The organism is Methylobacterium sp. HJ2, from assembly GCF_056431005.1.
This window is the reverse complement of record NZ_JBWJYM010000012.1, coordinates 1-23,749: the sequence shown is the minus strand read 5'-3', so window position 1 is coordinate 23,749 and position 23,749 is coordinate 1. Positions and strand designations below refer to the sequence as shown.

15 protein-coding genes, 1 tRNA gene and 1 pseudogene are annotated in these 23,749 nt (G+C 66.2%); 10 read left to right on the top strand and 7 right to left on the bottom strand.

Annotated features, from left to right (window positions below):
- Positions 1-87: 87 nt before the first annotated feature.
- The gene (locus tag ACS5RC_RS23530) at positions 88-309 is read right to left on the bottom strand and encodes a hypothetical protein (RefSeq protein ID WP_478346352.1); all 222 of its coding nucleotides are present in this window, start codon (positions 307-309) and stop codon (positions 88-90) included.
- Between the two features lie 537 nt (positions 310-846).
- Here ACS5RC_RS23530 and ACS5RC_RS23525 point away from each other — a divergent pair.
- Both ACS5RC_RS23525 and ACS5RC_RS23520 read left to right on the top strand, forming a co-directional pair.
- Positions 847-4,008, top strand: coding sequence for a beta strand repeat-containing protein (locus tag ACS5RC_RS23525; RefSeq protein WP_478346351.1), 3,162 nt, complete (start codon positions 847-849; stop codon positions 4,006-4,008).
- A gap of 124 nt (positions 4,009-4,132) precedes the next feature.
- On the top strand, positions 4,133-5,542 hold the full coding sequence (locus ACS5RC_RS23520) for a glycosyltransferase family 87 protein (RefSeq protein ID WP_478346350.1): 1,410 nt from the start codon (positions 4,133-4,135) through the stop codon (positions 5,540-5,542).
- A gap of 538 nt (positions 5,543-6,080) precedes the next feature.
- Here ACS5RC_RS23520 and ACS5RC_RS23515 read toward each other — a convergent pair.
- Positions 6,081-6,548: a GtrA family protein gene (locus ACS5RC_RS23515; RefSeq protein ID WP_478346349.1), complete on the bottom strand. Its 468-nt coding sequence runs from the start codon at positions 6,546-6,548 to the stop codon at positions 6,081-6,083.
- The gene (locus tag ACS5RC_RS23510) at positions 6,545-8,062 is read right to left on the bottom strand and encodes a UbiA family prenyltransferase (protein ID WP_478346348.1); all 1,518 of its coding nucleotides are present in this window, start codon (positions 8,060-8,062) and stop codon (positions 6,545-6,547) included. Before ACS5RC_RS23510 ends, ACS5RC_RS23515 begins: the two co-directional genes overlap by 4 nt.
- A gap of 898 nt (positions 8,063-8,960) precedes the next feature.
- On the opposite strand from ACS5RC_RS23510, the gene ACS5RC_RS23505 reads away from it, so the two are divergent.
- The 5 genes and pseudogenes from ACS5RC_RS23505 to ACS5RC_RS23485 all read left to right on the top strand — a co-directional run.
- A protein-coding gene (locus ACS5RC_RS23505; protein ID WP_478346347.1) for an IS3 family transposase occupies positions 8,961-10,072 on the top strand; the annotation gives its coding sequence in 2 pieces (ribosomal slippage) (positions 8,961-9,210 and positions 9,210-10,072; 1,113 coding nt in all).
- Between the two features lie 181 nt (positions 10,073-10,253).
- Positions 10,254-10,472 carry a hypothetical protein gene (locus ACS5RC_RS23500; protein WP_478346346.1) on the top strand — a complete coding sequence of 73 codons (219 nt, stop codon included), beginning with the start codon at positions 10,254-10,256 and terminating at the stop codon, positions 10,470-10,472.
- A 240-nt stretch (positions 10,473-10,712) separates the two neighbouring features.
- The gene (locus tag ACS5RC_RS23495) at positions 10,713-11,021 is read left to right on the top strand and encodes a DUF5681 domain-containing protein (protein WP_478346345.1); all 309 of its coding nucleotides are present in this window, start codon (positions 10,713-10,715) and stop codon (positions 11,019-11,021) included.
- A complete protein-coding gene (locus ACS5RC_RS23490) occupies positions 10,943-11,140 on the top strand; it encodes a hypothetical protein (protein ID WP_478346477.1) in 198 nt (65 codons plus the stop codon). Before ACS5RC_RS23495 ends, ACS5RC_RS23490 begins: the two co-directional genes overlap by 79 nt.
- Before the next feature lie 1,100 nt (positions 11,141-12,240).
- A pseudogene (locus ACS5RC_RS23485) lies at positions 12,241-12,429 on the top strand (integrase core domain-containing protein); the annotation flags it as partial.
- Positions 12,430-12,847: 418 nt separating this feature from the next.
- Here ACS5RC_RS23485 and ACS5RC_RS23480 read toward each other — a convergent pair.
- A complete protein-coding gene (locus ACS5RC_RS23480) occupies positions 12,848-13,777 on the bottom strand; it encodes a TraB/GumN family protein (RefSeq protein ID WP_478346344.1) in 930 nt (309 codons plus the stop codon).
- A gap of 168 nt (positions 13,778-13,945) precedes the next feature.
- Between ACS5RC_RS23480 and ACS5RC_RS23475 the strand changes: the two genes are divergently transcribed.
- Positions 13,946-16,621: a caspase family protein gene (locus tag ACS5RC_RS23475; protein WP_478346343.1), complete on the top strand. Its 2,676-nt coding sequence runs from the start codon at positions 13,946-13,948 to the stop codon at positions 16,619-16,621.
- Positions 16,622-17,364: 743 nt separating this feature from the next.
- Here the strand turns inward: ACS5RC_RS23475 and ACS5RC_RS23470 are convergent.
- The 3 genes from ACS5RC_RS23470 to ACS5RC_RS23460 form a co-directional block, all read right to left on the bottom strand.
- Positions 17,365-19,017: a hypothetical protein gene (locus ACS5RC_RS23470; RefSeq protein WP_478346342.1), complete on the bottom strand. Its 1,653-nt coding sequence runs from the start codon at positions 19,015-19,017 to the stop codon at positions 17,365-17,367.
- Positions 19,018-19,402: 385 nt separating this feature from the next.
- On the bottom strand, positions 19,403-19,930 hold the full coding sequence (locus ACS5RC_RS23465; RefSeq protein WP_478346341.1) for a DUF2721 domain-containing protein: 528 nt from the start codon (positions 19,928-19,930) through the stop codon (positions 19,403-19,405).
- 390 nt (positions 19,931-20,320) lie between these two features.
- Positions 20,321-20,397 (bottom strand) — tRNA-His (locus ACS5RC_RS23460).
- Positions 20,398-20,696: 299 nt separating this feature from the next.
- Here ACS5RC_RS23460 and ACS5RC_RS23455 point away from each other — a divergent pair.
- Entirely contained in the window at positions 20,697-22,427 is a 1,731-nt protein-coding gene (locus ACS5RC_RS23455) for a chloride channel protein (RefSeq protein ID WP_478346467.1), read from the top strand.
- A gap of 199 nt (positions 22,428-22,626) precedes the next feature.
- Positions 22,627-23,706 carry a tartrate dehydrogenase gene (locus ACS5RC_RS23450; RefSeq protein WP_478346340.1) on the top strand — a complete coding sequence of 360 codons (1,080 nt, stop codon included), beginning with the start codon at positions 22,627-22,629 and terminating at the stop codon, positions 23,704-23,706.
- Positions 23,707-23,749 lie beyond the last annotated feature (43 nt).

The following is a 23,749-nucleotide window of genomic DNA, read 5'->3' as shown; positions in this document are numbered from 1 at the left end:
CACCGGATAGGCGAAAGGAGTGCGCGAGATTTTTTTAGCAGGTTTGTCGACCCGAGCGCGCAACATCGAAGTACTAATCCGGAAGCGTCAGCTGCAGAAATACTTGATTGCGCCCGGTCCGGCACGCGCGCCGTCGACGCCGAAGCGGTCGTCGGACAAGAGATTCTCCACCCCGAGCTGGGTCAGCAGGATTGCCGGGAACCTGGCGGCGCTCTTACCGGCCAGCGGAAACCGGTTCCGGTTCTTGCCGAAGCGCGACCCATCCCGGGCCGGATCGTCGACACCCCAGCCCGGGAATCGGCGGACCATCAGGTCGCACCCAGGCCGCCCCCTCGCCTGCCGCGCCGAGCGGATGGAGGAGACCGCCCGCAGGAGCCTCACCCGCCGCATCTCAGGCGGAGGCGACGGACGACCCATCCGAGCCGCGGAGCGCGCGGAGACGGCCCCGCGCGGCGCGGCGATCGGGATATCCCGCCCGGTGCAATACCGCGTGAAACACGCCCGGTTCGGCCAAGCCACGGAGGTCTTCGGCAGCCCGCTGAGGCCGGCGACGCGCCGGCCGGGCGCGCGGACGGCTAGAGCCCGGCGGTCCGACGAAAGCCCAAGCCCCTTCGCAGATCGGCCGCCCGGCCCGGGGCACGCGCGATCACCGTCCCTCATCCGGGCGCGTTCGGAGTATCGCCGATGATCCTTTGCGAGGACGGCGCCCGCGTGAAATCGTCCGCGTCGTCGCAGCAGCCGGTCACGCCCCACGCCATCGCAGTCCTGCTCCTCGGCGGGCCGCCGTCATGGGTCTGAATCCGTCTGCCTGCGGGACTGCGAATTCTTTGAAAGGTCGAAGTCCTCATGGCAACGAGCACCCCCACGCTGCTCTTCGGCTCCGACCAGGACACGGGATTATCGGCCACCGACGGCGTGACCAAGCGCAGGACCATCACGGTCACCGGCAAGGGCACCCCGGGCAACCGCATCATCCTGTTCGATGACGTCAACCGCGACGGGGTCGCCGATTACCCGGACAACGCCGTCGGCGGGGTCTACGTGGCCGCCGACGGGACCTACACGGCGACCATCACCCTCGCGGATGGGGCCTACCGCCTGTTCGCGATCGCCGATGACGGGACCAGCAACTCCGCCCTGTCGCAGCCGCTGCCGCTCACCATCGACACCCTGGCGCCGCGCCTCTCGACGATCGCGCTCGTCGGTGCCGCGGCGACGACCGCCGGCACCGTGCAGTTCACGGTGACCTTCACCGAAGCCGTGACAACCCCGCAGATCGGCGATTTCAGCCTGGTCACGACCGGGACGCTGCAGGGCGCCACGGTGGCCAAGGTCACGGCCGTCGCCGGGTCGGGCGGAACGGCCTTCACCGTCGATGCCACCACGGGCACGGGCAGCGGCACGCTCGCCCTCAACCTCGTCGGCGGCAGCATCGCGGACATCGCCGGGAATCCCTACGGGGGGGCCTTCGGCCCGAGCACGACCTACACGGTCGGCAACAATCCGGGCTCCGTGGCCGTCGCCGACGTCAACCGGGACGGCATCCCGGACCTGATCGTGCCGAACCTCCACAGCTCCCCGGTGAACGCCGACGGCACCTACGGGGCCGGGACCATCTCGGTGCTCCTCGGAAATGGCGACGGCAGCTTCCGTCAGCCCAGCTCGGTGACGGCGGGCGCCGGGCCCTACGTCGTCCAGACGGGCGACTTCAACCATGACGGCAACGTCGACATGGCCGTGCTGAACGCCTTCGCGGGCTTCCGGACCGGGGTGGCGGGCAACGGCAGCGTCTCGATCCTGTTCGGAGATGGGACGGGGGCATTCCGCAAGGGCGCCGATTACGCCGTCGGCGTCGATCCCGAGGCGATGGTTCAGGCCGACCTGAACCATGACGGGCTGGCAGACCTCATCGTGGCGAACGCCGATGCGGACACCGTGTCGGTGCTGCTCGGCCGGAGCGACGGGACCTTCCAGGCGCAGGCGACCTACCGGACCGGCAGCGGACCGAACTTCATCGCGGTCGCGGATCTGGACCGGGACGGCAATCCCGATCTGATCACCGCCAACAACTTCGACGGCACCCTGTCGATCCTGCACGGGACCCCCGGCGGCACCTTCGGAGCCGCCACGAGCGTCGCGGCCGGTTCGATTCCGAACGGCATCGCGGTGGGCGACCTCAACGGCGACGGCCGGCCCGACCTGGTCGTGGCCAATTACGGCGACAACGCCGTCGAGGTGCTGCTCGCGACCGCGACCGGCAGCTTCACGGCCGGGCCGATCTATCAGACCGGGGCCGAGGCCTACGCCGTCGCGCTCTCGGACGTGAACGGCGACGGCCGGCTCGACCTCGTGGTCGCGAACGGGGGCTCGGCCTCGCTGTCCATCCTGGCCGGCAATGGGGACGGCACGTTCCAGCCGCAGACCACCGCCGCGACGGGCAATTTTCCCTCGCTCTTCGCCCTGTCGGACCTCAACGGGGACGGCCGGCCCGATGTCGTGGTTCCGAACTACAACGACGGGACGATCTCGGTCCTGTTGAACCAGACGCCGCAGGGGCTCGGCCCGAGCTACCAGATCAGCCGGACGACGGGCGGTGGCGGCCCGACGATCACCTCGAACGGCGGCGGCGCGAGCGCCACGCTGTCGGTCGCCGAGAATACCGATGCGGTGACGCGCGTCACGGCGACCGATTCCGATCCCAGCCGGACGGTGACCTACACCCTCCTGGACGGCGGCGATGCGAAGCTGTTCGCGATCGACCCGTCGACCGGACGGCTCACCTTCCGGACGGCGCCGAACTTCGAGGCGCCGGCCGATGCCGACGGCAACAACATCTACACGGTCACCGTGCAGGCCTCCGACGGTCTGCTCAGCGCGACGCAGGCCCTCGCCATCGGCGTGACGAACGTCAACGAAGCCGCGACCGGGAGCGCCCACATCGCGGGCTACACCCAGACGAGCACGAGCGTCACCTTCACGGCCGGCAACGACATCTCCGACCCGGACGTGGCGAAGCCCGCGGTGAGCTACCAGTGGGAGCGCTCCACGGACGGCGGGGCGAGCTGGAGCGCCATCGCCGGCGCGACCGGCGCCAGCTACACGGTTGCGAGCGCCCAGGCGAGCGCCCTCCTCCACGTGGTGGCGACCTACGGCGATGCGTTCGGCACCTACCGCCTCGCCTCGCCCGAAACCGCGACGGCCGGCACCGGCAGCGCCAACGCCCTCGGCGGTACGGCCGGCGCGGATACGCTCGTCGGGCTGGGCGGCAACGACACGCTGAGCGGCGGAGCCGGCAACGACATCCTCGACGGGGGTGCCGGCAACGACAGGCTCGACGGCGGGACCGGCGACGACATCATGATCGGTGGCGCGGGCAACGATACCTACGTCGTCGACAGCCTCGCCGACGTGGTGACGGAGGCCGCGGGCGGCGGAACCGACACCATCCAGACCGGGCTCGCGGCCTATTCGATCGCCGATCTCGTGAACGTCGAGAACCTCACCGGGCTCTCCGCGGTGGGACAGAGCCTCACCGGCAACGCGGTGGCCAACGTGATCACGGGCGGGGCCGGCAACGACAGCCTGGTCGGCAATGCGGGCAACGACACGCTCCTGGGCGGGGCCGGGAACGACACGCTCGCGGGCGGCACGGGCAACGATACGCTGACCGGTGGGGCGGGCAACGACATCTTCCTGTTCAACACCGCGCCGAACGCCTCGACGAATGTCGACCGCATCACGGATTTCAGCAACGCGGCGGGAAACGACGACACGATCGCCCTCGATCACACCGTCTTCACCGCCCTGATCACCGGCGCGCTGCCGAATGGCGCCTTCGCGTCGAACCTCGCGGGCCTCGCGACGGAGGCCGACGATCGGATCATCTACGCGACCGGCACGGGCCGGCTCTACTACGACAGCAACGGTTCCGCTGCCGGCGGTGCCGTCCAGATCGCGACCCTCGCCCCCGGTCTCGCGCTCACGGCGGCGGATTTCCAGATCGTATGAGCCGGAACCCCGCGGGCCGCGCCCTCCTCCGACGCGTCTCGATCCGGGAGGTTCCGGATCGGGGCGACATCCCACCGCGCCGTCCCGGGCTTCGCGCCGGGCGGCCCTTCCACCCGGAGCGTCCATGCCCAGAGATCCTCACTCCGGACCCTTGAGCGGGACCGCCGCATCGCCTCGGCGCGCGGGCCGGCCGGCCTCCGGGCGCAGCGATCTCGCCTGGGTCGTATCGATCCTCGGCGCCGCGATCCTGGCGGGCTTCGCCCTGCGCCTCGGCGGTTATGTGGGAGGCGCCTACAGCTGGTTCTTCGGCACGGGCGCGCTGGACGATTCCTGGATGCCCATGGGGCTGGCCTACGCGCGGATCCGGGCGATGGATCCGCGCCCGCTCTACGACCTGTTCTTCGTGGATCACGTCAAGTTCCAGTATCCGCCGAGTTCCCTGCTGCTCTATTCCGCCTTCGACGCGTTGGGCATCGCGCCGACGGTGCAGGCCATGAACCGGCTCGTCTGGATCAGCATCCTGGCGATGCCCGTCCTGTCCTTCCTGATCTCGATCGCGGCGGCACGGCGCTTCGGCGGCGACGAGCCCGGGAACCGCGTCGCCGTCTACGCGACCGCTGCCGCCTTCGCGGTCGGCGTGCTGTTCTTCTATCCGGTGATGATCGCGTGGCGGCTCGGACAGGTTCAGGCCTTGCTGAACCTCGCCTTCGCCGTGTCCTGTCTGTGCTGGCTGTATCGACGGCCCGCCTGGTCAGGGGTCGCGATCGGCCTGATCTGCCTGGTCAAGCCGCAATTCTCGCTGTTCCTGGTCTGGGCCCTGATCCGCCGGAACACGGGATTCGCGGTGGGCCAAGCCTGTGTCCTCGTGGTGGGGCTCTCCGTCTCGGTCCTGCTCTACGGCTTCGGCAATCACCTGAACTATATCTCAGTCCTGCAGTACATCTCCCAGCGGGGCGAAATATTCTGGGACAATACGTCGATCAACGGTCTCGTCAACGGACTGAACTTTCCCGATCAAGTCCTCATCTTCGACTACAAGGCATTCCCGCCGGTCACGACCTCGACCTATCTGGCGACGGCCCTGTCGTCGGTCGCGATCATCGCCTACGCGCTGCTGCCGCGGCGCGGCGGCGGACCGGCCTCCGAGAGCCTGGATTTCCTCACCGCCGCCGTGGCGTTCACGCTGGCGTCCCCGATCGCCTGGGGCCACCATTACGGAATCACCTATCCGGCGCTCGTCATTCTGTTCGCCGCGCTCGCCGTCGAGGCCGATCCTGCGCGTCGCCGCACTGGATTGGTGCTCTGGGGCATCTGCGTCCTCCTGCTGAGCAATTACTGGAACATCTCCGAACGGCTGGCCGGCACCCTCGCCAGCCCGTTGCAATCCTGGCGCCTGATCGCTGTCGTGACCATGCTGGGCCTCCTTCACAGAGCGCAGACCGCGGCGAGCAGACCCGATCCGGCCGGCTCGATCCGGCCTGAGGCCTCCTGGCGCGGAGGGACGTCCGAGGCCACGGCAGCCGGACCCCGATGACGTGAGGGGCCGGCCGCCGCAAGGATGCCGATGGCGGCGCGTGCCCGCGACCCTGGCCGGGGACGGCGTGCATCCGCCGGCATCCCGATCGCCCCCGGCCGCTCATCGTCGGGCGCCCGGTCGCGACGGCGGAGGCCGCGCCCGCCCCGGAGAGCCGGGACCCGGGAGCCGGCCTGCCGGCACAGGGAGGGGCCGGCCCTGCGCCTCCAGCCGGACGAGGTCCGGCAGACTGGATCCGGGCCCTTGACCCGAGCCGTCGCGGCCTTCGGGGTGGCCTGGATGATCCGGTCTCACGGCCACGATCCGTCACCCGCGCGAGCCGGTTTGTGGTCCAGGATCCGAGATGCCGCGTGGTGTCCGCCGAGGTGGAGCCGGCTCGATGCAAGGCAGCCGTCACGATCCGGGTCCGGAGGGGCGCCCCGTCGCTCCGCGAGCGGGCCCGGCTCAAGCCGGGGGCAATCGCGACGCCGGCACCGTGTCACGCCGGCCTGACCACGGCACCGGTGCCAGGACGATCTGTCGGCGCGCCCGACTTCGGTCAGCAGGGCGCCGAGTTTCGGTGCGCGGTCCGGCCCTCCGGGCCCGGCCTCTGAGCGCGGAACGTGACGCTGCGGTGGCCGAGGAAGTTCAGCACCGCCCCCGCCGCGATGGCCCCCGCATGGGCGGCCGGCTCGGCGACATGCCTCGGCAGGTACGGATCGAGGAGCCCGGCGAGCAGGTGCGCGACGATCGCGACGGCGACGCTGGTCAGAAGATTGACGATCAGGAAATCCCGCAGCTCCAGCCAGATGCCGCGCCGCGAGGCGGGAAAGACGAACCGGCGATACAGGACGAAGCCCGCGGCCATGCCGATCAGGGCCGACGTCCAGACCGCCAGCCAGAACGGCATCACCGTCGAGAGCGGAAACCTGACGATCCAGTTCAGGGCCGCAGCACCGCCGCCCGCCAGGAGGAAGCGCAGGATGGTCTCGGACCGGCCCGGACGGTCGCCTGCCGCCGCGGTCACGCGAACACCCCGGACCAGGCCAGGAGGAAGGCGGCGCACATCGTGGCGCCGAGTCCGAGGCTCGGCGGATCACGCAGCGCGAACGCGACCGGATCGTCGTTCAGGGTGTTGCGCACGGCCATGAGCCAGATCCGGCAGATCCAGAGGAACATGATCAGCGGCATCGCCCAGAGCCAGACGGTATCGCCGTAGAAGGTCCGCTTGAAGGCGTCGAAGATGATGTACAGGACCATGATCGCGATGCTGGTCATGCCGGTGCCGAGGCCGACCGCGAGGATCAGGGGCACGTCCTGGGCCTCGTACCCGCGGCTGTTCACCGATGTCCGGCCGAGCGCCGCCGACCGCACGATCTCGACGTAGCGCTTGGCGAAGCAGAGTGAGGCGAACAGGAACATCGAGAAGATCAGCAGCCAGGGCGAGGGCTGCACGCCGGAGCTGACGATGCCGAGGACGATCCGGGTGGTGAACAACCCGGCGAGGCAGCTCACGTCGAGGACGGGGATGCGCTTGCCCCGGAACGAGTAGAACAGCGTGAGGGCCAGGTAGAAGCCGATCACCAGCATGACCTGATGCGAGACCGAGGCTGCCAGGAGCACGCCGACGCCCAGCAGGATCGGGACGGCGGCGGCGGCCGTCGCGATCGGCAGGGCTCCGCTCGCGATCGGGCGGTTGCGCTTCGACCAGTGCTGCCGATCGTCCGCCACGTCCCACAGGTCGTTGATCAGGTAGGTCGCCGAGGCAACGAGGCAGAGAGCGACGAAGGCGAGGCTCGTCGCCGTGAGCGCTGCGGCGTTGTTCATGGCACCGCCGAGGATCGGCGGCAGGAACACCAGGGTGTTCTTCGCCCATTGATGGGGCCGCAGGCCTTCGAGCAGGGACGCCCAGCGCGAGGGCACCGTGAAGGCCCGGACGGGACGCCCGAAATGCGCCGCGACCCGCTCGGTGCGGTGCGCGCTGCCCACCGTGATGATCTCGGCAGCCCGCGCCCAGACCGGAAAGTCGGCCCGGCTGTCGCCCGCGTAGGCGAAGCCGTCCGGGAACATCGCGGCGAGGTGATCCGCCTTGACCTGGCCCTTCAGGTTGACGCCGCCCTGGCTGGCGACGACCCGCTCGAACAGGGGGATGCGCCGGGCGATGGTCTCCGCGACGGTCTGGTCGGCCGCCGTCGCGAGGTAGAGCTTCCGTCCCCGAGCGTGCTCCCGGACGGCGAAGGCGTGGAGATCCTCGTTGATCGGCAGCGCCTCGGTCGCAAGCGAGGCCCGGATTGCGACCTCGCGCTTGAACCGGGCGCGCCCCTGCCAGAGCCAGAGAGGCATCCGCATCAGGCTGAGGGGGCGCTCCCTGGCCAGGGTGAGCACGCTCTCGAACAGAGCGTCGGTCCGCAGAAGCGTTCCGTCGAGATCGATGACGAGGGGACGCTCGACCGGCGCGGGTTCGGCTCGGTCGATGGCGAGGACGGGCGCGGCCCGGACCGTCCGGCGCCCGAACAGCCGTTCGGAAACGCCAAGACGCATATCGGCCCAGGACCGCCTCCTCTTGGGAAGCATCGTCGGCGAGATATCGCTGTTGTCCAATCCGCCCGTCGGCATTCCGGCCTCCGAAATCCATGGGCCGAGCACACCATGGCGGAACGTCGGGCCAAATCAGATTTCCGGACTAGCTCCGTGGTTAGTCTGGCTAAGTCGCCTCGGGGGCGATGCCGCCTTGGAACTACTCCGTTCGGTTGCGCGGAGCAGCGCGCCGGTCGGTTCCGGCGCGATCCTGACGGCCGCCGCGGCGCGCAGGCGGGCGCAGCGGATGGTCCGCATCGGGCCGGGCGTCCTGGTCGCGACGTTTCGACGATCACAATGTTGATCGGAGAGACGGCGCGCTGGGCATCCCGGCCCTCGGCTCGCCCTGACGGAGGCCAGGCGGCGCGCAGGGATAGCGCGGGCGCAGAAGCCCAGGCCGGCCTTGGCGCGCCGCGCGGATCGTATCGGCGGAGGGGCCGGAGAGCGAGGCGATCCGCGTTGATGTCGGAGCGGACGCCGACACGGTCTCGAAACGACCTACCGCTTCGCCCGGCACCGCCGCGCCATCAGCTTGTCCACCAACGCTGAGGCGGCGCGTGATCCGCGCTGCTTCCTGCGCGCCGACCCTGGCGATGGGCTGAGAAGCGGACACCTGACGGTGAAGGAGGGGTCCAGAAACCAACCCCTTCATCCGGCTCGGAAATTCGATGGTACCACCGCCCCGGCTCGAACGGGGGACCCCCAGATCCACAATCTCGGGAAACAAGTGGTCAGGAGCGGTCAGGAGTGATCTAAGGCATTGATTTTAATAGGGACCATCAAGTTTGGTGTAGCCAGAGTGACCTTGCCCCCTGGCCTGCCCTCGCTCTGAAGCTAGGGTCCGTCGAAGAGGAGACGGACGATGAAGAAGAGCCGGTTCAGCGAAGAGCAGATCATCGGCATCCTGAAGGAGCAGCAGGCCGGGCTACCGGTCGCTGAGATCTGCCGTCGCCACGGCATCAGCGACGCGACGTTCTACACGTGGCGCTCGCGTTTCGGCGGCATGGAGGTCTCCGACGCGCGTCGCCTAAAGGCGCTCGACGAGGAGAACCGCAAGCTCAAGAAGCTCCTGGCCGAGGCGATGCTCGACGTGGCGACGCTGCGTGAGGCGCTGGGAAAAAACTTCTGACGCCCGGCGCACGGAGAACGGCCGTGAGCTGGGCCATCGAGGAGAAGGGCTATTCGCAGCGTCGCGCCTGCGGGCTGATCGGCCTTGAGCCGAAGACGTACCGCTATGCCTCGACGCGAGGTGACGATGCGGCCGTGCGGGTACGCCTGCGCAGCCTGGCTGGCGAGCGCCGCCGGTTCGGCTACCGACGTCTGCTGATCCTGCTGCGGCGGGAGGGCCTCACCCTGAACCACAAGAAGCTCTTCCGTCTCTACCGGGAGGAGCGGCTGTCGGTGCGCAGGCGCGGTGGGCGCAAACGAGCCCTTGGCACGCGGGCACCGGCCGCCGTGCCGCAGGAGCCGAACCAGCGCTGGAGCCTCGACTTCGTCTCCGACACGCTCGACGACGGGCGGCGCTTCCGCATCCGCGTCGTGGTCGACGACTGCACGCGGGAATGCCTGGCGCTGGTGGTCGACACGTCGCTGTCCGGCCATCGCGTCGCACGTGAACTCGACTGGATCATCGCTGGCCGCGGCAAGCCGCTGATGATCGTCTCGGACAACGGCACCGAACTGACCTCGCACGCGATCCTGCGCTGGCAGGAAAAGCGTGCGGTCGAGTGGCACTACATCGCCCCCGGCAAGCCGCAGCAGAACGGCTTCGTTGAAAGCTTGAACGGGCGCTTGCGCGACGAGTGCCTGAACGAGCATCTGTTCCGGAGCCTGCCGGCGGCCCGGACCATCATCGAGGCGTGGCGGGTCGACTATAACACCTCCCGCCCGCACACGAGCCTCGGTGGGCTCACCCCGAACGCGTTTGCAACCCGGTCCAAACACGACCAGAACCAGAACGGACTCTGGTTATGAACGGGGGCAAACAGGGGGCAAGGTCAGTTCCGGCGATGGTGCAGGCTCTCAGCTCGCGAGAATTGGGGTGGAATGACCACGTTGCAGGCAGCTGAGTGTGCATTGCCGCAGAGTGGATTACTGGCAGGCGCTGCTTAAAAAGTTTCCACCCACATACTACATACGAGTTGAGGAGGAAGAGATGGCTTTCTTCTATCAGACGGGCAGCGGCCTCCTTCATGAGGATGCGTTCGAGAACGACGGCAGTCCTTCAATGGAGAGCCGCCGGCGCTACAACGGCATCGAGGACCTCTCGCCCGGAGACGTACTCGTAAGCGGCAGCAAGTTCACCACCATCACCGCTGAGATGATAGCGGCGGCCCAGGCGGAGGGGCGGAGCATGGACGCGTCCGGTGTCTGACCTCGAGTTCTGGAGCTTCGTCCTGCTCGCAGTGCCAGGGCTGCTTCTGCCAGTCGGGCTTGCGTGGTGGAAAGGCCAGGGTGTGGGTGCGGTGGCCATTCTGAGCCTCGTCTTCTGGCCTGGGGCGCTGGTCCTAGCTTTGCGGTTGCAGCGCCGACCAGCTGTCAATCCTTAGGCATCCCGCCCGCGGCGGCGTATGATCTCCGTCGCGCTACTTGGGCGGTAATTGAGGCGAGGACGATGCCAGGTAGAGGCAGGCCCTTCGGAGCAGGTAACCTTGGCAACACGGCCGGCAGGCCAAAGGGTGCCCGCAACCGCGCGACCTTGGCCGTCGAGGCGATCCTCGACGGCGAAGCCGAAGCTCTGACCCGAAAGGCAGTCGAGTTGGCTCAGCTCGGCGACACGGTCGCCCTGCGCCTGTGCCTCGATCGCTTCGTCCGCCCCGCAAGGAGCGCCTCGTCAGCTTCGCGTTGCCGCCGATCGAGAGCACGGCGGACCTGCCGCGGGCCACGGGCGCGCTGCTGCGAGCGGTGGCCGCGGGCGATCTGACGCCCGGAGAGGCGGCAGACCTCGGCAAAGCGGTCGACGCGCATGTGAAGGCGATCGAGGTGCACGAATTCAGCACTCGTCTGAGCGCTTTGGAACAGGCGGCAGGAGGATCGCAATGAATCCCAAACTGACAGATCGGTTGCAGCGGCTTGAGCAGACCCGACGCTCGTGCGCGGAGATCCAGATGACGCCTGAGGAAGCGGCTCACGCCTACGAGGAGACCCTATATTGTGCCGCAGAGGCGGATCCGTTGCACGACGCCTATATCCGCAGCCGCAACCTCCTGGAGCTCGCGGCGGATACCGAAACATATATCCGAGGGGGTCCAGAGCCTTGGTTGTGATCGTGCGTGCCGGCTTTGTGGGCAGGTTCTGAACCCAATCTGGAGAGGCAGAGAAACCAAAGTGAATTATTTCCTTACCGTGTTCCCATAGCTCATGAGGTCGAGCTTTGCCCCCCGAAGGCAAAGGTCACACGTTCGAATCGTGTCGGGTGCGCCAAGCTTCTCAATGACTTAGCCCCATCCACAGTTTCCGCCGTTCAGGCTGGGGGACTTCTGGGAGACTTTCCGAATGCGATCAGGCGGTCGGCCCAGGCTTCTGGACCAGATGGCTGCGACGCCGGAACGCGATTCGCGGAAAAGCCGACGGCTTATCTCAGCCGTCGGCTTTTCCGCTTCAGCTCGGCACCGCATCGGCGGAGCGGGACCGTACCCGCCTGGGCCATTTCTTAGTCGGTGGCGTACGAGTCGAAGGCGCCCCGCTCGAAGGCCCATGGGTTGAGCGCATTCACTCGCTCCCACACAGCGCGCGGCGCCGCAGTGATGCTGAGGAGGGATAGCATCACCCGCCGATCATCCGAAGCGCGCTCGAAGTCGGCGCGCTGTGGGTCAAGCACGAGCCGCACGTTCAAGAAGCAGTCGCAGTGATCCCGGTAGGCTCTGACGGTCGCCGGGATGATGTAGGACGCGGGCATATGCATGCCGCCGAAATTCCAGCTCGGCCGTGTACATCTCACTATAACGCGACCTGTGACCTGACCGGCTGGCTTTGGACCGGGCTGATTGAGAGGATCAGCCTGGACCGGAGGAGTTGGAGATGAAGTGAGGACAAAGGCCGAGCGCGGAACAGGTCGTGCTGATGCTGCGCCAAATCGAGTTACAGACGGCGCAAGGCAGGAGCAGCGCCGTTGCCTGCAAGGAAGTAGATGTCTCCGAGCAGAGCTGCGCGGCGAGTGTCTGCGCCAAGAGATCTTCTACTCGCTCAAGGAAGCCCAGACCGTGGTCACCCTGTGGCAGAACATCTACAGCCGCGTCCGGCCCCACTCTTCGCTGGGCTATCGACCACCCGCGCCCGTCAGCTACCCAGACCTGGTCTTCCAGCTACCCGTGGGCGCGACCATGCACTAGCCTCGCAACTATCCGGGTTCAAAATACCGGTCAGGTCAACTTCGCTTCATATTCAGCTCCTTCATTCCTGGCTGATCCTCTTAATCAGCCCGTTCCAAAGCCGTCCGGTCGGGTCACCTACGATCAGCACCTACACGGTGATTGACAATCGTCTTCTTCATAGACCACGTCAGTTTAGTGCTGGCGGCAAAGGACGGGCGGGCCATCCCCTAATACGGGTGTAGCTGTCTTCCTCTAGTGCTAATCGACTCCAGACCCTGAAACAATTAATGCAGTCTGAATGACAGTAAATATTAATTTAAAGAGTTATTTTACTGATTTACAGGCGCATGAATAAGAAATATATAGATATTACTCAGGATAGATTGTTTAAGAGGGCGCCGCTAATATTCACGTTTAACAGCTATCAATATATTATCTATTCAATAAGTTCGAGACGAAAACCTTTACCGGCTGCCAGAGCTAGTATTCCCTGCTGCCCCGGCAGATGCGCTAGCCCCACCGCAATGAACGCTCCGCCCGCCTCTAGCAGCGGCTGGATTCGATCGAGCAACCTCCGGTTCCGCGCCGTAATCAGCCGATCCAAAAACATCGGAGGGACGACTGTAGTCCGCTGTCCTGGGATCATTGCCGGCGATCGCATCCAAGCTAGGAGTCCTCCCGCATCGCTCTCCTTGTAGCGCTGCAACATCGTTTCGACGACGTCGTCGGCGAAGTGGGCTTGAGCGATGATAGCCTCAAGGAGCTGCCGCTCGACCGCGGCGCCCAGGCCGTCTACGGCTGAGATCTGCTCCGCCAGCGTCTCCAAGCCGATCACCTGTAGGCCCCGCGTTCGGGCTTGGGCGACGAGTTCGGCATCGAGATAGCTCTCATCGGAAGTGCCGATTGCGCAGGGCGGAAGGTCTAGAAGCAGCGCGAGGACTGTCGGCTTGAGCTGACGCGCCAGCTGACGCGCGAGGCCACGCCGCGCCGCAACGTCGACCAGCGAGGAAAATTGGTGCGCATCAAGCAAACGATCGGGGCGCTGCGCCGGCGCCGCGAGCAGCATCCTGGTATCCTGACGGCCGAGCGCATGCGACACGAGCACCTCGACCGCGACGACCTTGGTTTCGGCCAAAGCCGCCTGCGCCCGAACCGACAGCTTGTTGGCCCGTGGATCGGCGAGATGAATCGTTCCGAGGAGATAGGAAGGCGGCCTGCCAGTCGACGTTACGCGATAGAGGCGTCCGAAACGGAAGGGCAGGGTCGCAGCCTCAAAGCGAATCTCAGACGGGTCGGCGGTACCGAGCGCGCCCGGTGGGGGAAATAGGTCGCGTCCGGCACAGGCTCCCCAGGTCGGCGTCGGCATGAGGCAAAGCGCCCATAATCCCGCGAGCGTGGCTCGCGCACGCGTTCCCGGCCTATGGGTGGGCTTGCGGGACCCTGCGCGCACTGGCTGTCCTGCACCGGTGTTGATTGATGCAGCGCGCAGGGCAGCCTGGGCCGTCGCTCGCCAAGTTGGGACCCGGACGATCGGGTGCCCAAGCACAATCTCGTGACGGAGCATGAGGGACCCAAATCAGACCGGATGCACGCGCGTGGGTTCTCGCCCATGGTGACAGGCCGCCCGATGCTTAAATCGAATTTTCGCTCGCCTGCAATCGGCCGGGATGGTAGTCCCGGGGAACCTAATGAGGCGTCGAATTCGGCGGCGAAGATCGTGATGCTGTGGCGGGTTGCGGTGGTTGCGTGGGGAGCGCTGCTCTCTGCGCCGAGCCTTGCGGGCGATCTGGATGCCTGCAGCCGGTCGCTCTCCGAGCCGGCCGAAGGCATTCGCTCCTGCACGCGCCTTCTCAACGAGGCGCGATCGAGTCCCGACGCATCGAAGTGGCTGAACAATCGCGGTCTCGCCCGCCTCGTGCGCGGCGACACGACCAGCGCGATCGCCGACTTCACCAGCGCGCTGAATCTCGATCCCGACAGCGCCGAGTCCTATCGGTTCAGAGCCCGCGCATGGCAGTCGAGCGGCGAGCTGGACAAGGCGGTCGACGATCTCGGACGCGCGATCCGGATCGCCCCGCGGTCCGAGGCCCTGTTCAATGATCGCGGATCGGCACTCTTCGGCAAGGAGGAGTACGAGCTCGCGATCCGGGACTTCAATCGGGCACTCGAGATCAACAAGGATTACCATCCGGCTTTTCTCAACCGCGGCCTTGCCTATCACTTCCGGCGCAGACTTCAGGACGCGATCGAGGATTTCTCCACGTATATTCGTCTCGCGCCTACGGACCCGCGCGGCTACGTCAATCGCGCTGGCGTCCTCATGGATCGCGCCGATCTTGAAGGGGCCATCGCCGATTACACCGAGGCGTTGAAGCACGATCCGAAAAACGCCATCGCGCTCAGTGCCCGAGGCGAAGCGCATCGTCTGCGCGGCGAGCTCGATGCCTCTCAGGCCGATCACGACAGCGCCGTCGCGATAGCTGGTTCGGCCGAGGTCTACGTGAACCGCGCCCTGCTCTGGCGCAGCCGCGGCGATCTGAACAAGGCGATCGCCGATTGCAGCCAAGCGATCCTCATCAGTCCGCGAAACGGTTTGGCCTATGCCAATCGCGGGGAATTGCGCCGGATCTCCGGTGATCTGCGCGGCGCCTTCGCCGATCTGGACAAGGCAGTGGCTCTCACCCCACGCTCTCCGATCGCACTGACCTATCGGGGCGTCGCCCGGCGCGACCAGGGAAACCTGAAGGATGCGTTAGCCGATCTCGACGCCGCAATCCGCTTCGTGCCGGATTTCGTCGCCGCCTTCGAAGGACGCGGCGCAACCTACCAGAAGAGCGGCAGGCTTGCGGCGGCACGCGCGGATTTCGAGAAGGCACTCGCTCTGCCGGCGTCGATCGACGCCGCCATGGCACGCCCGGCCCAGGAGCGGGCGCGGGCACAGTTGCAGGCGCTGAACGCAGAGCAGACGAAGGCCGACGCACGAGCCGCGGAGACCGCGCAGATCGCCGCTCTTGAGAAGACGCGGCGCCTTGTGGCCGAACAATCGGCCAAGGAAGCCGCGGAATTTCGGCGCAAGGCCGACGAGGAGGCCCGAATCCGTGCGGAGGCGGAGCGGGTCGCCTCTCTCGAGAAGGCGCGGCGCGTTGCAGCCGAACAGGCGGCCAAGGAGGCCGCAGACCTGCGCCGCAAGGCGGACGAGGAGGCCCGCGTCCGGGCGGAAGCCGAGCGGGTTGCGCGTCTCGAATTCGAGGCCAAGGTCCGGACCGAGTCAGCCGCGCGGGCCGATGCCCAGTCCAAGGCGGTCCTTCAGGCTGCGCTCGATCGGATGAACGCCGAAGCGAAGGTCAAGGCCACGGAAGAGGTGCGGATTCGCGCGCAGTTGGAAGCCAAAATCAGGGCCGAGACCGAGGCTCGTGCCAGGAGCGAATATGAAGCGCGTCTCAAACAGGAGCTCGAGGCGCGCCTCGACAAGCCCCCCGTCAAGCAGGATCTGCCGAAATCTCCCCCGGAGCGTCGTATCGCGCTGGTGATCGGCAATTCAGCCTATCGCGACGTTCCTGCGTTGCCCAACCCACAGCGTGACGCTGAGATGATCGCCGCTGCTCTAAGATCGGCTGGCTTCCAGACTGTCATCACAGGATTCAATCTCACGCGAGAGCAGCTGATCGAAGTAATCCGTAATTTTGAGGATCAGGTGGATCAGACCGATTGGGCGATGGTTTACTATGCGGGCCACGGATTTGAAGTAAATGGCCGCAACTACCTTGTGCCAGTAGACGCACGTCTGCGTGCCGACCGCGATATCGCGGATGAGACCATCAGCTTCGATCGGGTCCTCCTCTCGGTCGAGAAAGCCAAAAAGCTGCGTCTGATCGTGCTCGATGCCTGCCGAGAGAATCCGTTCGCATCCCGTATGAAGCGCAGCGCATTCGCTCGCTCGATGGGTCAAGGTCTGGCGCGAATCGAGCCGGACGGCGGCACTTTAGTCGCCTATGCAGCGCGAGATGGGCAACTGGCCTATGATGGAAAGGGGCAGAACAGTCCCTTCGCTCGCGCCATTGTTGATAATATTAAGAAGCCTGGAGTTGAGATCAGTATGATGTTCCGTTCCATCAGAGACGATGTGCTGAGTTCGACTTCTCGCGCACAGGAGCCGATGACCTATGGATCGCTTCCGAGCGAAAATTTTTACTTTACGAGAATCAACTGAAGGTAGTGCTTAGACCGTACTAACGCTAGTCTAGCAAGAGATATCTCTGACCTGGCCGGTGTTTGGGACTGGACCAGATGGAAGGCTGCTGCGCAGTAGCGGTCAAGCATGTTTTGAATGCCAGATCCGGAAACCTGATGGGCGCAGGAGGCCGATAGGCCGACGATGCCTACGGCCAGAAACGGCCGTGGAGAGTCTGCCATAGGTCGATCTCGATTTGTGCTTCGTTCAGCAGTTAGCTGAGCTTCTGTCTCGGACATTCGTCCTGAAGATTGCAATTAAAATTCTCACAGTAGCCCTTTCCCCAAGGCAATCCATGTACGATGAATTGGCTATGCGCGCCAGCTTCGGCAGCCCACTTGTGGCGCGCCTTCGAGATCATCTCCAATACGTTATCGGACGGGGAAACGCGGGCAGTCGGGGGCGTTAGCAACAATGCAGTTGATTGGCGTGAGCGCGCAAACGTCTCGTCGTCTCAGCATCTGTCGACAGCCCAAGTACGATCAGTTTCATAGGCGAAGCGCCTGAGCACAAAAACAGGGACGCCTTGAGCCTATTTGACTGTCCTGCGATGAGCTAAATCAGATCTTATTCGAAGCGACATCTGGCCGCGTCGGGCGAGATCTGCAAGTCTTACGTGGCAACCCATTCCGGCATGCTACTCGGCACTGGACGGGGGGGCACTTCGGCGAAGATCGATCCAGGGCAAACCAGGATCGCTGCATGACTGAAACGGGCGTCCGTCACCACTGATATCGGACGCCTCCCCGGCCACCGGCGGCGAAGTAGCGGTCGCCACCCCGGACATCGCCCTGGACGAAGGTCGAGAATCCGTTGCCGTGATCAAGGGCGAGGGTGAGAATGCCCTGGCCGCGCAACTTACCCTCATCGTTGAGAGCGAAGACGTTGCTGCCGAAAGCGCCCGCCTGGATGAAGCCACCGGAGATCACGACGTTTTCGTAGGCCAGGCCGGTCAGGATGGCGGTGACGCGTGTGGTGCCGATGAAACTCTCGTAACCGATCCGAGCGCCGCCCTGGACACGGATGAGATAGCCATCACGCAAGCCCAGCTGCGCGGCGCCGGCATCATAGTAGGAGTTGGTGTACTGGTAGCCGACTGTCGGCTCAATCCAGGCGTTGCCGAACGTGAAGATCCTATAGTTCATATTGCCGATCGAGGAAAATTGCGTCAGATCCGCCTTCCCGGCGCCGGAAATTAAGGCATTGGTTACGACAGGATTCCTAAAGGCAACGCTGCAGCAAAATCCGAGACTTTCGGTAAAGCTCTGATTTAAGCTGTAGAAATCCGCCTTTAATGTCTGATCGATCGAGAACCCTTGATTGAAATAAGTCGCGAACGCGCCCACGGATGGTCCGGAAAGCGACACTTTCGTCAGGGATTGGCCTGGCGGCACATCGTTCGTGGATACTGTACGGGTCGTGATGTCGATCGATGTATTGATGTATCCGCTCAGTAAACCGGCAATGATGCCGTCTCCCGGCTCGACCAAGTTGCGCGTCGTGACATCGACGCCGCCCGTGAAGCCTGTCGTTGTCGTCGCGCTCTTTTGCAGGACCGCAAAGGGCTTATCTTCTACGGGGTTCAGCGGGCCAGCCTGATAGCGCAGCAGCGTGTCCGCTCGGCCATTTCGGCGCTCGAAATCGCCGAAGCCTTGCGCGAAGGCGCCGAAGCGCGGGCCCTCCGGCAGGTACACATTAGTAGTTGGAAGAACCGGCACGACCGGATCGTAACCCTTCCGCACTATCTGAGAGGGCGCTCTGGCCGGCGCGATCTCCCGCTCATCGGCGGCCCTGAGACCCCGCGCTCGACGCGCTGCACCCAGCCGGCGGGTCTCGGCGGCCACTGCCCGACGGGTCTCGGCGCCGACCGGTGCCCGTTGGGTCTCGACCTTCACCTCCTGTGACGGCTGGTTTGGGCGCCGACGGACACGAGGCCGCTCGGCCCGAAGGCTTTGCCTACGATCCAGTTCGCGCGCGCGCTGCTCGTCGATCTCTCGCCGACGCGCGTCCGCAACAGCTGCGGAGCGTTGGCGCTCCTCGGTTCGGCGCCCATCGATTGCGTTGCTGACGGATCGGTTCGTCTCGGTCGTTGCCGATTGTGAAAGGTCGCTGAGCGCTTGCGTCGCTAAGGCCGCTCCTGAGAAGGCTCCGGAGCCGTTGGTGCCGTTGGTGCAGCTTCCATTCTGCAAAGAGTAATCGGCAGAGCCATTCGGTCCGCCGGCTGTGAACGTTAGATTGCCGACCTGCGCCGTCACCGCCGCGTTCGGACAATATATCGATTGCGCCAGGGCAGGCGTGGTAAAGTAGGCAGAAGACAAGATGCAGGGTGTTGAGAGCGTGCTCAATAAGCTGAGCTGGCGGATTTTCCTAGACATCCCGACCCCTCGGATTCATGTAAGTTTTATAGGCGCCAGGCGACATACTTTGTGTGCCTAAATAGTCACACAATTCGGAAAATTGGTGAAAGATTCTTCCTATCGTTTGGTCGTCGCGGCCAACCTGGAACACCCACCTGCAGACCAAAAGCATGTGTAAATTCGGTGCTGACACTATGGAATTTTATAGTTAAATTTTAATGAACTTATAGGAAATGCGTGTGGCTGTGTTGACCTGAACAGCCGGCTTTGGACCGGGCTAAGGAGCGGTTCAGCTAAGTCAGTTGTCGCTGAACAGAGTGCAAATGAATCTGATGTCCGATCGATGTCGGGTGGGTCCCGCTCCAACTCGCGCCCTCGTTGCCGCGTTCGGACCGCTTCGCCGTCAGCGCTTCCGCTGCAAGGCTGGCGACGGCCTTACCGCTGCCGTCGCAGCCCGGTCCTGCTGGTGATCAACCTCGTCCCGGACGCCGCGTCCCGCCATCATGATCTCTAGCAGGAAGGCCACGACGGCTGCCACGGTGCAGATCAGCGCCGCACCAAAGCACGCAAACAGCACTGAGGCCGTTGCTGCATCCCGCAGGGCTCCCACGAACAGCGTCAGCACCGCAAGCCCGATCAGGCAACTGCCGAGGGATGCGAGCACGACAGCAATGTCGAGCGCGACGGAGCGGCGCCGCAGGTAGGCCAAGCGACGGGAAAGGCGAGATGCATCGGCCGACGAGGCCCTTGCGATTTCCGCGGAGAGCGCATCGACCTTGTCGGAGATCCGGCCCAAGCGTGTCGAGAAGACGTTCAGAAGCGTCGCCAGTGCGGACAGCAGGAAGGCGGGTGCCAGGGCGACTTGGATGATGTGCGCGATGCTGTCAGGAGAGTTTGCGGTCAGCGTCACATCAAACATGGAAGAGCCCATGGCCGGCGCTCATGGCAGGTAGCCCTCGGCCTTCAGGTGCTCGGAGAGGACAGGACTTGCCTGAAGCATACCAGCGGCCTGTTACCTCTGAACATGGGCGATGCGCCATCGCGCCTCGCATCGGCACTGCCTGACCCGAGCCGCCTGGTTCGATCTGCGCCGCGCCAACAGTCTGATGCGGCTTGCGGCGGATCGGATGGAGGCGTCGGGACTGCACAAGCTGGCGACACCTTCGGGAGTGCCGGCCTGCGTGCGGGCACGGTGGCGAATTTAATTGCGAGAGAGCGGTGCTGAATTTTCGGCACTAGCTGCCTGGGAGGCGCTAGGGGCGCTGTTACCCCTAGCGTTACCCCTGACCGAACTTCGAGATGTCCGAAATCAGCTAAGTGATGGTACCACCGCCCCGGCTCGAACGGGGGACCCCCAGATCCACAATCTGGTGCTCTAACCAACTGAGCTACGGCGGCACTGCGCGGCGATGTATCGTGCGCCGACCGGCATTTCAAGCACGGAGTTCGCGGACGATGGACGGTGCGGGGCGTTGGGCCCTAAAGAACATCCCGTGAGCCAGCGTCCCGCCCGCCCGCCCAAGCCCGCGCCGCCCAAACTTGCGTCGCCCAAACTTGCGCCGCCCAAACTTGCGCCGCCCAAGCCCGCACCGGCCGCGCGGGCGGCCGTTACCCGGCCGGCGCCGCGCCGGAGCGGCCCCGCCTGGATCCAGGCGCCGGAGCGCCTGCGCGCCTTCGTGCGCCGCAGCGAGACCGGGATGGTCCTGCTGGCGGCGCTCACCGGCTGCGTCGGGGGCGTCGCCGTCTCGGGCATGAACCTCGCCACCCAGGGCCTGCGCGAATGGCTCTACGGGCTGCCTTCGGGCATGCGCCTCAGCGCCGCGCCGGGGCCCGAGCCCCTGGCCCTGCTGCTCGGGCCCTGCCTCGGCGGGCTCGTCCTCGGGCTGTTCATCCTCGCGGTCGGGCGGCTGCGCGCCGGCCGCCGCCGGCCGGCGATCGATCCGATCGAGGCCAATGCCCTGCACGGCGGGCGCATGTCCCTGCGCGACAGCCTCTTCGTCTCGGTCCAGAACGTGATCTCGAACGGGTCGGGCGCCTCGGTCGGGCTCGAGGCCGGCTACACCCAGATCTGCTCCGGGATCGCCTCCTGGCTCGGCATCGCCTTCGAGATGCGCCGGGGCGACCTGCGGACGCTGGTGGGCTGCGGGGCCGCCGCCGCCATCGCCGCCGCCTTCGGGGCGCCGCTGACGGGGGCGTTCTACGCCTTCGAACTGATCATCGGCACCTACTCGATCGCGACGCTGACGCCGGTCGTCGCGGCGGCGCTCTGCGGCAGCCTCGTCGCCCGCGCGCTGATCCGGACCGAGCCCCTCGTCGTCTTCGACAACATGCAGGCGGTGACGACCTCCACCGTCACCAGCGCCGAGATCCTGCCGAGCCTCGCTCTCGGCCTCGCCTGCGCCGGGCTCGGCATCCTGATCATGCGGGGCGTGACCCTGATCGAGCGACTGGTCCAGGCCACGCGGATCCCGCGGTCGCTCGCCCCGGCCCTCGGCGGCCTCTGCGTCGGCGGCCTGGCGCTCGCGGTGACGCCGCAGGTGATGTCCGGCGGCCACGGGGCGCTGCACCTGCACTTCGCCGAGCACGCCCAGGATTACGGCATCGGCGCGCTGGCGATCCTGTTCGCCGCCAAGGCCACGGCGTCGGCGATCTCGATCGGGTCGGGGTTTCGCGGCGGCCTGTTCTTCGCCTCGCTGTTCCTCGGCGCGCTCGCCGGAAAGCTTTTCGCCGCCCTCGCGCCGCTCCTCGTGCCCGGGATGGCGGCCTTCGGGCTGACGCCGCTGGCCTACGCGGTGATCGGCATGAGCGCGCTCGCGGTCGCGGTGATCGGCGGCCCGCTGACCATGACCTTCCTGGCGCTGGAGGTGACCGGCAGCCTGCCGATCACCGGTCTCGTCCTCGCGGCGGTGATCGCCTCCTCGCTCACCGTGCGCAAGACCTTCGGCTATTCCTTCGCCACCTGGCGCTTCCATCTGCGCGGGGAGAGCATCCGCAGCGCCCACGACATCGGCTGGATCCGCAATCTCACCGTCGGGCGGCTGATGCGCCGCGACATCCGGCCCGTGGCCCTCGACACCCCGCTCGCGAGCTTCCTGCGGGCGCACCCGATCGGCTCGCCCTCCCGCGTGGTGGTGGTCGACGCGGCCGAGCGCTACGCCGGCATGGTGCTCGTCCCGGAGGCCCATGCCGCGCCCGCGGACGCGGCTCTCGCCGACGTGGTGCGCCACCCGGGGGATTTCCTGACGCCGGAGATGAATGCCAAGGAGGCCTCGGCCGCCTTCGACCGCACCGAGAGCGAGGCGCTGGCGGTGGTGGACAGCACGGACGAGCGCCGGGTCATCGGCATGCTCACCGAGAGCCACACGCTCAAGCGCTACAGCGACGAGCTGGAGCGCCAGCGCCGGGCGATCGCGGGTGAGCCCGCATGACGTGTCGGCCGCGGCCGGAGCGTCCGTCCGGATCCGGAGGACCCCTTCGGGATCGCGGATCTGGGCTTCGCTCGAGCGCCGCGAGGACTTGGCGTGATACACGCTCCGGTTCGAGCAACCGGCGCCCGTATCAGCCCGGTTGACCGGAGCGGCGCCCTTCGCCAGTCGGGACGGGACGCAGACAGCCAAGGAGTGCATCATGGCCAACCCGGCGCGGAGCTACCGGATCGCCGTCATCCCCGGCGACGGCATCGGCAAGGAGGTCGTGCCCGAGGGCGTGCGGGTCCTGGAGGCGGCGGCCAAGCGCCACGGCTTCGGCCTGCAGCTCGACTGGTTCGACTTCGCCTCGTGCGATTACTACGCCGCGCATGGCCGGATGATGCCCGAGGACTGGAAGGCGCGGATCGGCTCGCACGACGCGATCTTCTTCGGCGCCGTCGGCATGCCCGACCAGGTGCCGGACCACGTCTCCCTCTGGGGCTCGCTGATCCTGTTCCGGCGGGAATTCGACCAGTACGTGAACCTGCGCCCCGTGCGCCTGATGCCCGGCGTGCCGAGCCCGCTCGCCAACCGGAAGCCCGGCGACATCGATTTCTGGGTGGTCCGCGAGAACACCGAGGGCGAGTACTCGAACGCGGGCGGGCGGATGTTCGCCGGGACGGAGCGCGAGTTCGCCGTGCAGGAATCGGTCTTCACCCGGCACGGCACCGACCGGGTGCTGCGCTTCGCCTTCGAGCTCGCCCAGGCGCGACCGAAGCGCCACCTGACCTCCGCGACGAAGTCCAACGGCATCTCGATCACCATGCCGTACTGGGACGAGCGCGTGCGGGCGATGGCCGAGCACTACCCCGACGTGCGCTGGGACCAGTACCACATCGACATCCTGAGCGCGCATTTCGTGCTGAACCCGGATCGGTTCGACGTGGTGGTGGCCTCCAACCTGTTCGGCGACATCCTGTCCGATCTCGGGCCCGCCTGCACCGGCACGATCGGCATCGCGCCGTCCGGCAACATCAACCCGGACCGGCTGTTCCCCTCGGTGTTCGAGCCGGTGCACGGCTCGGCCCCGGACATCGCCGGCCAGGGCATCGCCAACCCGATCGGTCAGATCTGGTCGGGCGCGATGATGCTGGAGCATCTCGGCGAGACGCAAGCCGCGGCCGAGATCGTCGCGGGCATCGAGCGGGTGCTGTCCGAGCGCACGCTGCGCACGCGCGACCTCGGCGGCAACGCCGACACGCAGGCCTGCGGCCGGGCGGTCGAGCAGGCCCTGGGCTGACGGCGCCGGGAGCGGTCGCTCGGCGCGGGCCGCTCCCGCGCCG